Below are 13,020 nucleotides of genomic sequence, written 5' to 3'. Positions count from 1 at the left end.
TTATCGGGTTACGCTGGCCGGTAAGAGACACCCGTCGTGATGGAGGTTCTGTGCGATACCGGAGAGTGCTTCCGAAGCGAGCGGTCGGCCGTTTCAACTCCTGTGTCCTGACGTTGCGCTCCTCGCCTCGATGGGGTCGGTTCATCAGCGGACACCTCACGGTCGTCACCTACACGGGACGCCGCTCGGGGCGCACCTTCAGCACACCCGTCGCCTTCCGGCGCTCGGCCGACACTGTCACGATCGGCGTTCAGTTCCCCGACGCCAAGGTGTGGTGGCGCAACTTCCTGGCCGAGGGCGGTCCGATATCGCTACAGCTGGATGGGATCGACCGCACCGGGCACGCGGTTTCCAGACGTGACGAAGCGGGTCACGTCACCGTCACCGTCCGTCTGGATGGCTGACAAGCCGTGCGCGCGTTGACACGTGCTGCCGAACAGGCAGAACGTGACTGCCGGCACGGGCCGACCTGTCCATCGGAATCCGGCTCTTCGACGCGGCAGCGGAGGTACCGCGGCAGCGGGCTCCCAGGGGCACATTCGTGCCCCTGAAGAGGGGGAGGGGGACGACACCGGATCCGGAAGCGCTGTTCTCGCCTGTCGCGCGCGTCCTGACCAACGAGGACCCCGGCCGTCCGGCCGCGTCGCCGGTGCCGATACTGGAACGATGCTGAGCAGCCAACGCCTGCGGGTGCTTCTGGAGATCTTCAGGACGGGAAGCATCGCGGGAGCCGCCCGAACCCTGCGGCTCTCGCCCTCCGCCGTGTCCCACCAGCTCTCCAAGCTGGAGGAGGAGGCCGGCATGGGCCTGGTCGAGCGGGGCGCGCAGAGTCTGCGGCTGACCGCGGCCGGGCGGCGGCTCGCGACCCGGGCGCAGGAGGTGCTCGACATCATCGAGGCGGCGGAGAAGGATCTACTGGCGCAGGCCAGGGCCGACGCCGGGCAACTGCGGATCGGGTTCTTCGCCTCCGCGGGATACCGGCTGCTGCCGCTGGCGCTGTCGACCTTCACCGCCCGCCACCCCGCCGTGGAGCTCGACCTGGTGCTCGGCCAGCCACACGAGCTCCTGCCCGACCTGGAGCGTGGCGCGCTGGACATCCTGGTCGTCTTCGAGCACGCGCTCGATCCCTGGAAGCCGCCGGAGGGGGTCGAGGTCATCCACCTGTTCGACGAGCCGCAGCTTCTGGTCGTGCCGCCGGGCCATCCGGCGGGACAGCGGCAGCGGGTACGACTCGCCGACCTGGCCGACGAGCCGTGGATCACCACGTACGGCACCGACACCCCGGTCTCGGTGCTGGAGCGTGCCAGCGCGCTGGAGGGATTCAACCCGATGATCCGCTGTCGCAGCGACCACTACGAGGTCACGCTCGGACTGGTCAGGGCCGGGCTGGGGGTGGCGCTGGTGCCCAGCCTCGGCGCGCAGGGGGCCTCGGGCATCCAGGTGTGCAGGTTGGACGGGCCCCGCCTCTATCGCAGGATCGGCGCCGCCACCCGTCCGACCAATCCCAACCCGGCGCTGCGCTCCTTCATCGACTATCTGCGCGACGCCTCGGCCCAGATCCGCAACGCCCTGCGCTGACCTCTCCTGACTCCTCGGCGACCCGGCCGAACCTGGGATCGGACCCGCGGCGCCGGGCGTGGCGGAGCCCCTGCGAGTCGCCGAAGCCGTCGAGCGGAGCGGCCTCCGGCGGCGCCGCTGGTGCCCGCGCGGGCGGAGCCGTCCCTGCCGAGGTGCCGGGAGGACACGCCGGCATGGTCGGCCGGCGTGTCCCGGGTCAGCTGTCGAGAGGCAGGCCGGCCAGGCGGCCGATGGCCAAGCCGGCCTGGCGGGCCCGCTCCACCAGGGTGTGCTCGCCTCCGGCGGGCCCGTTGGCCAGTACGGCGTAGCCGACCCGGCCTCCGGCGCCGATCATCACACCCACATCGGCCCGCACGCCGACGTCGGTGCCGGTCTTGTTCGCCACCCAGACCGTCCCTGCGGGAACGGAGCCGGGGATCTCCCGCTCCTCCGGCTCGCTCGGCAGCAGGGCGGGAACCAGGCTCCGGTCGGTGTTGCAGGCCATCCAGCCCAGCAGCAGCCGGGTCCACTCCCGCTGCCCGTCGAGCCCGGCCGCGAACCGGGCGAGCTCGCCCGCCGTACCGACGGCGAAGGTCGGCGGGTGCGAGGGCAGGCGCGGCTCGCGGATCCGGTCGAGGATCCGCGTCCGCGCGAAGCCGAGCGCGGCGGCGCCCTCGGCGACCCGGTCCAGGCCGAGCCGGCGCAGCAGCGCGTTGGTCGCGGTGTTGTCGCTCACCGACGCGGTGAGCACGGCGAGGTCCCCGATCGACCAGCGGCGGCCGGACAGGACGCCGAGGAGACCGGAGCCCCCGCAGCGGTCATCGTCCCGCAGTTCCACGATCTCGGCGGGATCGAGTTCCCCCTCGGCGATCCCCCGGGCCACCACGGCGAGCAGCAGCAGCTTGCCGGTGCTGGCGAGGGTCAGCTCGGCGTCCTCGTGAATGGAGATCAGCCCCGGCACCGACACGGCCACCCTGGTGGTCGCCGCGGCGGCGCCGCTCTCATCCCGCAGGCCGGACTCTGTCATCGCCCCATCCTTCCAAGGTCACCGTCACCGTCGATCACGTGGCCAGCACCGTCCCCGGCCGGGCGCCGGTCACGGCACCGTCGCGGACCACGCTCTCGCCGGCGACGATCACCGAGTGGACCCCCGTCGGCGGGACCAGTGGCGCGGCGAAGGTGGCGCCGTCGGCGATCGAGCCGGGGTCGAAGACGACCAGGTCGGCGTGGGCGCCGTCACTGATCACGCCGCGCCCCGTCAGCCCGAACCTGGCCGCGGCCATGCCGGTCATCTTGTGCACCGCCGTCTCCAGGCCGAGCAGTCCCAGCTCCCGGGTGTAGTGCCCGAGCACGCGGGGGAACGTCCCCGCCCAGCGCGGGTGGGGACGGCCGCCGGGCTTGGGCACGCCGTCGGAGCCGATCATCGAGTACGGCGCGGCCAGCACCCGCCGTACATCGTCCTCGACCATGGAGTGGCTGATGATCGTGACCTCGCCCCGCTCGGCGACGAGCAGGGCGGCGGCCACGTCGAGGGGGTCCTGGCCGCGGGCGGCGGCCAGCTCGGCGATCGTGTGCCCCTCCGTCTCGGGGTGGCGTGGCGCGCAGGCGATCGAGATGCGGTGCCAGCCGCCGTTGCCGACGGTGTTCTCCCAGCCGGGGACGCCCTCGGCGATGGCCCGGCGCATCCGATCGCGTTGGCCGGCGTCGGCCAGCCGCGCCATCAGCGCGGACACCCCGCCGTCCGAGGCCCAGGGCGGGAGCATCGCGCCCAGCGCCGTGCTTCCCGCGGTGTAGGGATAGACGTCGCAGGTCACGTCCATGCCCTCGGCCCGCAGCCCGGCGATTCTGGGCAGGGTGCGCTCGGTGCGTCCCCAGGCGTACTTGCCCGCCGTCTTGTGGTGGGAGATGTGCAGCGGGGCACCGCTCCTGCGCGCGATCTCGACGGCCTCCTCCAGAGCCTCCTCCACGCGTGACATCTCATCGCGCAGGTGGGTGACGTACGGCTTGCCGTGCCCGGCCGCGACGGCGGCCAGCGCGACGACCTCGTCGGTGCTCGCGTAGGTGCCGGGGGTGTAGATGAGCCCGCTGGAGAGCCCGGCCGCGCCCGCCGAGAGCGCCCGGTCGAGCAGCGCGCACATGGTCTCCAGCTCGCCGGGGGTGGCGGCCCGATCGACGGGGCCGATCACTCCGGCGCGGAGCGTGCCGTGCCCGACGAGGGAGGTGAGATGGTTGGCTCGGGGTACGGCCGCATGCGCGGCGGCGAACTCGGCGAAGCCCTCGTACATCCCGACGTCGCCGCCGAAGTAGACCCGGCTCTCCGCGCGCATCGCGGCCAGCCGTTCCGGCAGGGCGGGAAAGAGGCTGGAGCCGCAGTTGCCGCAGATCTCCGTGGTGACCCCCTGTAGGACGGCGGCCCAGGTCAGGTCGCCGCCCGGTTCCCCGTCGATCAGGGTGACGCCGTCGGAGTGGGTGTGCACGTCGATGAAACCGGGTGCGACGACGAGGCCGGTCACGTCCTCGGTGTGGCGGGAGCCGGCCGGGGTTCCCGGGGGCAGCACCGTGAGGCGACCGGCGAGGACGCCGACGTCGGCGGGGCGGGCGGCATCGGGGGCCGCCGTACCGTCGACCACCAGGCCGCCCCGGAGCAGCAGGTCGAATTGGGTCACAGGACCTGCCCGAGGAAGGCGCGGAAGCGTTCGTGGCGCGGGTTGGCGAGCACGTCGCGGGGGTGGCCCTGCTCGACGATCACCCCGCCGTCGATGAAGATCAGGCTGTCGCCGACCTCGCGGGCGAAGTTCATCTCGTGGGTCACGACCATCATCGTCATCCCGCTGGCGGCCAGATCCCGCATGACCGCGAGCACCTCCTGGACCAGTTCGGGGTCGAGCGCGCTGGTCGGTTCGTCGAAGAGCATGAGCTTGGGGTCCATGGCCAGGCTGCGGGCGATCGCCACGCGCTGCTGCTGGCCGCCGGAGAGCTGGGCGGGATAGTGGTCCGCGCGGTCCGCCAGGCCCACCCGTTCCAGCAGTTCCAGTGCCCTGCTCCTGGCGTCCCTCTTGGAGACGCCCTTGACGACCACCTGGCCCTCCATGACGTTCTCCAGCGCCGTGCGGTGCGGGAAGAGGTGGAAGCGCTGGAACACCATGCCGATGTCCTGTCGCTGGCGGCAGAGCCGGGCGGGGCTCAGGTGGTGGAGCCGGTCGCCCTGTTCGGCGTAGCCGATCAGGTCGCCGTCCACCCGGATACGGCCGGAGTCGATGGTCTCCAGCCGGTTGACGCAGCGCAGCAGTGTTGACTTGCCGGACCCGGACGGGCCGACGACGCAGACCACGCCGCCTACGGGCACATCCAGGCTGATGCCCTTGAGCACCTCGACGGAGCCGAAGCGCTTGCGCACCGAGCGGATGCTCACCATGGGCTCGGCCATCAGACGTTCCCCCTGCTGAACGGCCGCAGGTTGCGGCGGACCCTGACCTGCAGGGCGTGGTGGCCGCGCTCGAACCGCTTCTCGATGAAGTGCTGGCCGACGCTGGCGATGGTGGTGAGCACGATGTACCAGATGGAGGCCACGATGAGCAGCGCGATCACCTCGAAGTTGCCGAGGTAGATGCGCTGGGAGACGGTCAGCAGTTCGGCCCCGGCGATGACCGAGACCATCGAGGTGGTCTTGAGCATCGAGATGAACTGGTTGCCGGTGGGCGGGATGATCACCCGCATCGCCTGGGGAAGCACCACCCGGCGAAGCACCTGCCGGTGTGACATGCCGAGCGCCTCGGCCGCCTCACGCTGGCCGGGGTCCACCGAGCGGATGCCCGCCCGGACGATCTCGGCCATGTAGGCGCCCTCGTTGATCGCCAGACCGAGCAGGGCCGCGGTGAAGGGCGTGATCAGCTCGTTGGCCTGCCACTCGATCAGCTTGGGGCCGTCGAACGGCAGGCCGATGCCGAAGGAGGGGAAGACCAGCCCGATGTTGAACCAGAAGATGAGCTGTACCAGCAGCGGGGTGCCGCGGAAGAACCAGGTGTAGAGCGCGGAGGCGCCCCGCAGCACGGGGCTGCCGGACAGCTGCATCACCGCGGCGAGGACGCCCAGCGCCAGGCCGATCACCATCGACAGCACGGTGAGCTGGATCGTGACCCACAGGCCGCCGAGGATCCTGCCGTCCATCAGGTACGCGGCGATGACGTCCCAGTGCAGGTTCTCGTTGACGATGATCGTGTAGGCCAGCCAGACCAGGATGAGCCCGGCGACCGCCGCCATGATCCACCGGCCGGGCCGGGGCGGGCTGAGCGCGTCGATCGGCAGGTGCGGATCCTCGGTGTCCGAGGCTGTTCCGGTCATTTCCATGGCTTGGTGTTGACCATCACCTCGGGCACGGCGTTGCTCGCGACGCCGTACTTCTCCAGGATCGCCCGGTAGCCGCCGTCGGCGGTCAGCTCCTGCATGGCCTTGGCCACGGCGTCGCGCAGCGCGGTGTTGCGCTTGTCGATCGCGATGCCCCAGGGGCCGGCGTCGTACTGCTCGGACAGCACCTCGTACTTACCGGTCTCCTTGGCGTACATCGCCGCGACGGGGGAGTCGACGATGGTGGCGACCGCGCGGCCGGAGTCGATGCTCAGCAGGCCGGTCGGCGCGTCCTCACTCTGCATGATCTGCATCTTCTTGGCGCACTTCTCGTCCTGCCGTTGCCCGATCGCGAGGTTCGAGCTGCCCTTGGCCAGCACGACGGTACGACCGCACAGGTCCTCAAGGGTCTTGATGCCCTCGGGGTTGCCCTTCTTGACCATGATGGCCCCGCCGGCGTTGAAGTAGTCGACGAAGTCGACGGCCGCGCGGCGCTCCTCGGTGTCGCTCATCGAGGACATCACCACGTCCCAGTTGCCTGCCTGCAGACCCGGGATCAGGCCGTCGAAGGCGGCGTTGGTCACCTTGGCCTTCAGGCCGAGCTTGGCCGCGATGGCCTCGGCGAGGTCCGGGTCGACGCCGGTGAGCTGCTGGGTGCCCGGCTTGTACATCTCCATCGGCGGGTAGCCCTCCGAGGTCGCCATCCGGAGCTCGCCCTTCTCACGGACGGCTTCGGGCACCAGCTCCTTGGCGGTTTTGCCGGCCGCCGAGGTGGCGCCCGCGCCGGCGTCGGTTCCCGACGACGAGCGCCCGCAACCGCCGGCGAATGCCGATACCGCCAGCGCGACAGCAATGACCGAATACAGGCGCTTTGTCACGGAACCTCCCAGTTTGCGAATAGCTGAGTTTATGGTGTCGACGGGAGGTAACAGCCCCAACACACATGAATGCTTGCGAGTCTTAGCATCGAAAACTTCGCCGCTAAGACCGGACAAAAGCCGCGAGTCTCTACCTTCGACACCATGACCCTGGTGATGGAGAACGGCTGGCCGCGCACTGCGGCATGGACCGGCGGGGAACTCCGCCTCGGCGGGATCGGCGTGCGGGAACTCGCCGCCGAGTTCGGCACGCCCGCCTACGTCCTCGACGAGGAGGAGTTCCAGGGCCGCTGCGCCGAGTGGCGGGAGGCGCTTCCCGACGGAGAGGTGCACTACGGCGGCAAGGCCTTCCTCTGCCCCGAGGTGGTGCGCTGGCTGGACACGGCCGGGCTCTGTCTCGACGTGTGCACCGGGGGCGAGCTGGCCGTGGCCCTGGCCGGGGGCATGGACCCCGCGCGGGTGGTCTTCCACGGCAACAACAAGTCGGTCGCCGAGCTGCGCCGTGCCGTCACCTGGGGCGTCGGCTGCGTGGTCGTGGACTCCTTCACCGAGATCGAGCGCCTGGCCGCCCTCGCGGACGAGGCGGGGATACGCCAGCGCATGATGATCCGGGTCACCCCCGGGGTGGAGGCGCACACCCACGAGTTCATCGCCACCGGGGGCGACGACTCGAAGTTCGGGTTCTCGCTCAGCGCCGGACTGGCGGCCGAGGCGGTCCGCCGGGTCCTGGCCACCACCTCACTGGAGCTGACCGGGCTGCACTCCCACATCGGCTCGCAGATCACCGATCTGGGCGGCTTCACCCTGGCCGCCCGCCGGATGGCCGACTTCCTGCTGGCCTGCGAGCTTGAGCACGGCGTGACGATCCCCAAGCTTGACCTCGGTGGCGGCCTGGGCATCGTCTACCGGCCCGGCGACCCGGTCCCGCCGCGTCCGGCCGAGGTGGTCGCGGCGCTGCGTGAGGCCGTACCCGCCCAGGTCCGGCTCGCCGTCGAGCCGGGCCGCTCGATCGCCGGACCCACCGCCGTCGCCCTCTACGAGGTGGGCACGGTCAAGGAGATCCCCGGCGTCAACACCTACGTCAGCGTGGACGGCGGGATGAGCGACAACCCGCGCCCCGCCATGTACGGCGCCGCCTACACCGCGCTCCTGGCCTCCCGCTCCTCGGACGCCCCCCCGCGTAAGGTCACCGTGGTCGGCAAGCACTGCGAGAGCGGTGACGTGCTCGTCCGGGACCTTCCGCTGCCCGCCGACGTACGGCCCGGCGACCTGCTGGCGATCCCCGCCTCGGGGGCCTACCAGCGGTCGATGGCGAGCAACTACAACCATGTGACGCGGCCCCCGGTGGTCGCCGTCCGCGACGGGGTCGCCAGGGCGATCGTGCGCCGGGAGACCGAGGAGGACCTGCTCCGCCTCTACCTGCGTTGACGGGGCCGGGCGCCACCTGCCGTGTCCACCGCTCCGCCTGACCGACTCGGACCACGACCGGGCCCTCGCTCTTCGAGCGGGGGCCCGCTCTCGTCCGTCCGGAGAGGCGTTTCGAAGCGGGCCAGCCAGGTGGCGAGGAGTGATTCGAGCTGCGCGGCCTCTTCGGGGGTCAGCTCGTCGAGGAGCCGGCGCTCATTGCGCATGTGCTCGGCGAACGCCCGGTCGATCAGTTCCCTGCCCGCGGGGGTGAGCGCGACCACCCGGCCGCGGCCGTCGCTCTCGCTCGGGCGGCGGGTGACGAGCCCGTCACGTTCGAGCCGGTCGACGCGCTTGGTCATCGCACCGGTGGTGACCATGGTGAAGGCGGCCAGCTCTCCGGGGGCGCGCTCGAACGGCGCGCCGCCGCGTCGCAGGGTGGCGAGGACGTCGAACTCTCCCTCCCCGAGCCCGTATCGCCGGTAGACGACACAGAGCTGTTCGGTGAGGTGTCCGGCCAGGCGGTGCAGGCGCCCGATCACACCCTGCGGGCTCACGTCCAGGTCCGGCCGCTCGCGAGCCCATTCCTGCTGGATGCGGGCTACATGATCCAGAGGTTCGCTCATGTCTGGAGTATAGCTTCCAAGGAAGCTATATTGCCTTCCATGGAAGTTAATTTTCGCTGGGCATTGGTCACGGCGATGGCGCCGATCGCGTGGGGGACGACCTACTTCGTCACCCACCAGTTCCTCCCGCCCGGCTACCCCCTGTACGGGGCGGTCATCAGGGCGCTGCCCGCGGGACTGCTGCTTCTCCTCATCGGCAGGAAGCTTCCCCGGGGGGCGTGGTGGTGGAAATCCCTGCTCCTCGGCACCATCAACATGAGCGCGTTCTTCGCGCTCGTCTACCTGGCGGCCCAGCTGCTTCCGACGAGCGTCGCCTCGACGATCATGGCGACGTCGCCCGTCGTGATGATGCTGCTGGCCTGGTCACTGCTCTCGGAGCACCCGAAGGTCCTGCACCTGGCCGGAGCCGGCATCGGCATCGCGGGTGTCTGCCTCATGCTGTTCACCGGCGCGGCCGCCGTCGACCCCCTGGGCGTGCTCGCGTCCGTCGCGGCCATGGTGATGTCGTCGTTCGGCTTCGTGCTGGCCAAGAGGTGGAGCGCCGAGGTCGACGTGCTGTCGTCGACCTCGTGGCAGCTCATCGCCGGGGGCGTCGTCCTGCTGCCCTTCGCCGTCGCGCTGGAGGGCTCGCCGCCGAGCCTGGACGGACCCGAGATCCTCGGGTTCGGTTATCTCAGCGTCATCGCGACGGCTCTCGCCTTCGTCGCCTGGTTCGCCGGACTGCGGCACCTGTCGGCGGGAACGGTGGGACTCGTCGGGTTGCTGAACCCGGTGACCGGGGTGCTGCTCGGCACGACGATCGCCGGAGAGGTGCTCACCGCGCAACAGTTCTGCGGGCTGGCGCTGACCCTCGTCGGCATCCTCCTCGGGCAGCCCGTCGCGGCCCGTCTCGTCGCGATCGGGCGGCGACGAGGCCGGGCAAGGCCGGCGGGACCTGCCCGGCGTCGGGCCTTCCGCGAGGTCAGTCGAAGTCGCCGTTCCTGATGCCGTTGATGAAGGTGGTCCATTCGGGGGCGGTGAAGATGAGGGCGGGGCCGGTGGTGTTCTTGCTGTCGCGGACGGCGTGGCGTCCGCCGGACAGCTTGGCGACCTCGACGCATTCGCCGCCGTTGCTCCCCGATCGGGTGGACTTGGTCCACGTCGCCGCTGCCAGTTCCCGGTTCAGGTCCATTGCTTGATCGTCTCCTTGATCAGCTTCAGCGACTCGCGCTGGGACAGTGCTTCGACGCGGATCGCCTCGTATCTCAATGCTAGGGCGGCGACCTCGTCGGGTCGATCGGTTACCTGACCCGCACTGGCGGACTCGACGTAGGCCGCGTTGAGCACACCCCTGTGTGCCTGCGCGATGACGAACCCTCCGTTGATGCCTGTCGTCGTACGGGCTTCGAGAGGGAGGATCTGGATCGCGATGTCGGGACGCTCGCCCATCTCGACGAGGTGCCGGAGCTGCGCCGCCATCACGCCGTCTTCACCGATGGGGCGGAGCAGAACGCCCTCGTCGATGACCGCCCACAGCATGGGAGGGGTCGGCCGGTTGAGGATGGTCTGGCGGTCCATTCGGGCCGACACGTATTCCTCCAGTTGCTCGGCGGTGATGCGGGGCTCGCCCCGCAGCATGGCTTCGGCGTAGTCGCGGGTCTGCAGCAGGCCGGGAACGACGAGAGGATGCCAGGTCCGGAAGAACTCGGCTTCCCGCTCGATCTCGATCCAGGATCTGAACCAGTCGGGTAGGTGGCTGCCCACGTGGTTGAGCAGGTCCCACAGGTCTGTGAGGGCGGAGCCGAGTTCCAGGACCTCGTCGATCTTCTGGGCCATCTCCCGGGGCGCCTTTCGATGTCCGAGCTCGACCATGCTGACCAGGCTGGTCGACCAGCCGATGAGGTCCGCCAGCTCCTTCTGGCTGAGCCCCGCTTGCTTGCGGTATTTGCGGAGCTCTGCGGCGAAATATTCCTTTGGGGAGACTGTGGGGCTAATGCTCGGGGAGATGGACATTTCCCTTCCTTTCATCAACACACGGCCCTCCACATATATCTGTGTAGTGACCGTGAGTCCGGGGTTACTACCGAGCGTAGCCTTTTTTTTGGAATCTCGGAATGGCATCGGGCAGTCTCCGGGATGTATGGCGAGAAAGTCCGAAGGGCGGATCTGCGGGTTAGCGGAAAGGGCGTCGTGATGCAGCCGATCAGAAAGTCAGCGGAGATCTTCCTGCGGAGAGAAGCCGAATCGGTTTCGCGCGCACGAGAGATGGTGCTCGATCTTCTCGGCACCGATCATCCGGCCTACGAGCAGGTGCGACTGGCCGTCTCCGAGATCACCACGAACGCCGTCGAACACTCGGAGTCCGGACCGGTGGGGGACCTGGTCATGGTCGTCCTGAAGGTGGTCGACGACTTCGTCCAGATAGAGGTCACCGACCCCGGTTCCGAGTCCAGCAAACCACACATACGGGAGAATCAATCCACGAATGCGGAAGACGGACGAGGGCTTTTCATTGTCAACCAGCTTTCATCAGGAAACTGGGGCATTCGTGACTTCGGGGCCGGCGGTCGGACGGTATGGTGTGCGATCCCGGCGAATCCCTCAGGCTCCGATGAAATTCCCACGGATACGTATGCCATTCCCACCGTCCAGCCGGAGTCGTAGCATTCGGTGATTTTCTTCAAGCAAGGAATGCGCTCAAAACCCGGTCCTGGACAGGCGCGGTGTGTACGTCTTCCTTGGGAAGAGCAGCCCCGAACCTGAATCGGCGGGGCCGCCGCCTCCACGCCGGGCGAGGTGTGGCTGTGAGGTTCTTTCCAGGCCCTGTCCCCGCTGCGGTCGAGGCACCGCCTGACCGATCCTCGCCACGGCAATCCGCCAGGCAGGGCCTGGTGCGTTTCGACTCTCCGCTCTGACAGGTCACGGATGTGGCGCTGAGATGTCCCATAGTCGTGTCGCGCTGTCGTGGCCCGCGGTGGCCAGCAGGTGGCCGTCGGGGTGGAAGGCCACCGAGGCGACGGGTCCAAGGTGGCCGCTGAATACGGCGAGGGGCCGGCCGGTGGCGGTGTCCCACAGCCGCGCCGTGTGATCGGCGCCCCCGGCGGCCAGCAGGTGGCCCCCGGGATGGAAGGCCACCGACCAGATGTAGTCGGTGTGGCCGGCCAGCGGGGCGCCGGCGGGCTTTCCGGTGGTGGTGTCCCACAGCAGTACGGTGCCGTCCTCGCCCGCTGTGGCCAGCAGGTGGCCGTCGGGGTGGAAGGCCAGCGTGTGGACCGGCTTGGTGTGATTGAACAGGGCGACGGTCTGGCCGGTGGCGTCCCAAAGCCGTACGGTGCCGTCCTCGCTCGCGGTGGCCAGGTAGTGGCCGTCGGGGCGGAAGGCCGCCGACCAGACGGTGTCGGTGTGGCCGGTGAACAGGGCGATGAGCCTGCAGGTGGAGACCTCCCACAGCCGTACCCCGTAATCCCAGCCCGCGGTGGCCAGCAGGTGGCCCTCAGGATGGAAGGCCACCGACCAGACAGATCTGATGTGGCCTGCCAGCGGGGTGCCGACGGGCCGGCCGGTGGTGGTGTCCCATAGCCGTGCCGTGTCGTCCGCACCGGCGGTGGCCAGCAGGTGGCCGTCGGGGTGGAAGGCCAGCGTGTGGACCGGCTCGGTGTGGCCGGTGAGTGGAACACCGACGGGCCGGCCGGTGGTGGTGTCCCACAGCCGTGCTGTGCGCTTGGCGGTGGTGTCCCACAGCCGCGTGTGGTCGCTGTCAGGCCGGAGGGGCGCGGTGTCGGTGTGGCCGGACAAGGGGGCGCCGACAGGCCGGCCGGTGCTGGTGTCCCACAACTGCGCCGTGTCGTCCCAACCGGCGGTGGCCAGCAGGCGGCCGCCAGGGTGGAAGGCCACCGAGCAGACGGACGCCCGGGAGTCGCGCCGGACGAAGGCGGAGTGCTCCCGGACGCCGTCGGGCAGGGCGGCTCGCAGGGACAGGCCGATGTCGGCGAGCCTCTGCTTGGTTTCCTCGGCCAGCCCGGAGCCGAGGCCCTTGATGGCCAGCAGATTCCGTTCGCTGAGGGCGACCAGTTCGCCGCAGGTATGGATGTCCGCCCGTTTGAGGCAGTTGTACGCACGGATCGTGAGGTTGAGTTCCTCAATGGGCAGAGCCAGGTTGTCACCCGGCGAGTACCCCAGGCACAGCGGGTCATGGTCCGTCGTCCATGACTGGCGTAGTGACATCGTGGACT

14 protein-coding genes are annotated in these 13,020 nt (G+C 69.7%); 5 read left to right on the top strand and 9 right to left on the bottom strand.

What is annotated here, in order from left to right; translation table 11 throughout:
- Window positions 1-65: 65 nt before the first annotated feature.
- Complete coding sequence (locus tag IG98_RS0135800) at window positions 66-404, top strand: hypothetical protein (RefSeq protein ID WP_211264270.1); 339 nt, start codon at window positions 66-68, stop codon at window positions 402-404.
- 262 nt (window positions 405-666) lie between these two features.
- A complete protein-coding gene (locus IG98_RS0135795; protein ID WP_030922826.1) occupies window positions 667-1,578 on the top strand; it encodes a LysR family transcriptional regulator in 912 nt (303 codons plus the stop codon).
- Between the two features lie 196 nt (window positions 1,579-1,774).
- Here the strand turns inward: IG98_RS0135795 and IG98_RS0135785 are convergent, their stop codons facing one another.
- Genes IG98_RS0135785 through IG98_RS0135765 form a run of 5 tightly spaced genes read right to left on the bottom strand, consistent with a single transcriptional unit; the run spans window position 1,775 to window position 6,779 of the window.
- Complete coding sequence (locus IG98_RS0135785) at window positions 1,775-2,584, bottom strand: serine hydrolase (protein ID WP_030922823.1); 810 nt, start codon at window positions 2,582-2,584, stop codon at window positions 1,775-1,777.
- A 34-nt stretch (window positions 2,585-2,618) separates the two neighbouring features.
- Window positions 2,619-4,223, bottom strand: coding sequence for an N-acyl-D-amino-acid deacylase family protein (locus IG98_RS0135780; RefSeq protein ID WP_030922820.1), 1,605 nt, complete (start codon window positions 4,221-4,223; stop codon window positions 2,619-2,621).
- Window positions 4,220-4,984 (bottom strand): amino acid ABC transporter ATP-binding protein, encoded by a 765-nt coding sequence (locus IG98_RS0135775; protein ID WP_030922817.1) that lies wholly within the window; start codon window positions 4,982-4,984, stop codon window positions 4,220-4,222. Before IG98_RS0135775 ends, IG98_RS0135780 begins: the two co-directional genes overlap by 4 nt.
- On the bottom strand, window positions 4,984-5,898 hold the full coding sequence (locus IG98_RS0135770) for an amino acid ABC transporter permease (RefSeq protein ID WP_037972160.1): 915 nt from the start codon (window positions 5,896-5,898) through the stop codon (window positions 4,984-4,986). The genes IG98_RS0135775 and IG98_RS0135770 overlap by 1 nt, the downstream gene beginning before the upstream one ends.
- Complete coding sequence (locus IG98_RS0135765) at window positions 5,895-6,779, bottom strand: ABC transporter substrate-binding protein (protein ID WP_030922812.1); 885 nt, start codon at window positions 6,777-6,779, stop codon at window positions 5,895-5,897. Before IG98_RS0135765 ends, IG98_RS0135770 begins: the two co-directional genes overlap by 4 nt.
- Before the next feature lie 144 nt (window positions 6,780-6,923).
- Here IG98_RS0135765 and lysA point away from each other — a divergent pair, with 144 nt between their 5' ends.
- A complete protein-coding gene (gene lysA, locus IG98_RS0135760; RefSeq protein WP_030922809.1) occupies window positions 6,924-8,207 on the top strand; it encodes a diaminopimelate decarboxylase in 1,284 nt (427 codons plus the stop codon).
- Here the strand turns inward: lysA and IG98_RS0135755 are convergent.
- A complete protein-coding gene (locus IG98_RS0135755; RefSeq protein ID WP_245651858.1) occupies window positions 8,195-8,809 on the bottom strand; it encodes a MarR family winged helix-turn-helix transcriptional regulator in 615 nt (204 codons plus the stop codon). The genes lysA and IG98_RS0135755 overlap by 13 nt on opposite strands.
- Window positions 8,810-8,848: 39 nt before the next feature.
- On the opposite strand from IG98_RS0135755, the gene IG98_RS0135750 reads away from it, so the two are divergent.
- A complete protein-coding gene (locus IG98_RS0135750; RefSeq protein ID WP_030922804.1) occupies window positions 8,849-9,793 on the top strand; it encodes an EamA family transporter in 945 nt (314 codons plus the stop codon).
- Here IG98_RS0135750 and IG98_RS0135745 read toward each other — a convergent pair.
- Both IG98_RS0135745 and IG98_RS0135740 read right to left on the bottom strand, forming a co-directional pair.
- The gene (locus IG98_RS0135745; protein ID WP_030922802.1) at window positions 9,771-9,980 is read right to left on the bottom strand and encodes a DUF397 domain-containing protein; all 210 of its coding nucleotides are present in this window, start codon (window positions 9,978-9,980) and stop codon (window positions 9,771-9,773) included. The two genes, IG98_RS0135750 and IG98_RS0135745, sit on opposite strands and share 23 nt — an antisense overlap.
- Entirely contained in the window at window positions 9,971-10,801 is an 831-nt protein-coding gene (locus tag IG98_RS0135740; RefSeq protein WP_030922800.1) for a helix-turn-helix domain-containing protein, read from the bottom strand. The genes IG98_RS0135745 and IG98_RS0135740 overlap by 10 nt, the downstream gene beginning before the upstream one ends.
- Window positions 10,802-10,981: 180 nt before the next feature.
- Between IG98_RS0135740 and IG98_RS52110 the strand changes: the two genes are divergently transcribed.
- Window positions 10,982-11,452, top strand: coding sequence for an ATP-binding protein (locus IG98_RS52110; protein ID WP_245651866.1), 471 nt, complete (start codon window positions 10,982-10,984; stop codon window positions 11,450-11,452).
- A 255-nt stretch (window positions 11,453-11,707) separates the two neighbouring features.
- Here IG98_RS52110 and IG98_RS0135730 read toward each other — a convergent pair whose 3' ends face one another.
- On the bottom strand, window positions 11,708-13,012 hold the full coding sequence (locus tag IG98_RS0135730) for a WD40 repeat domain-containing protein (protein ID WP_051753376.1): 1,305 nt from the start codon (window positions 13,010-13,012) through the stop codon (window positions 11,708-11,710).
- Between the last annotated feature and the right edge of the window lie 8 nt (window positions 13,013-13,020).

The sequence above is a fragment of the Streptosporangium amethystogenes genome, from assembly GCF_000721075.1.
Lineage (GTDB): Bacteria > Actinomycetota > Actinomycetes > Streptosporangiales > Streptosporangiaceae > Streptosporangium > Streptosporangium amethystogenes.
This window is presented reverse-complemented; position numbering and strand designations above follow the sequence as displayed.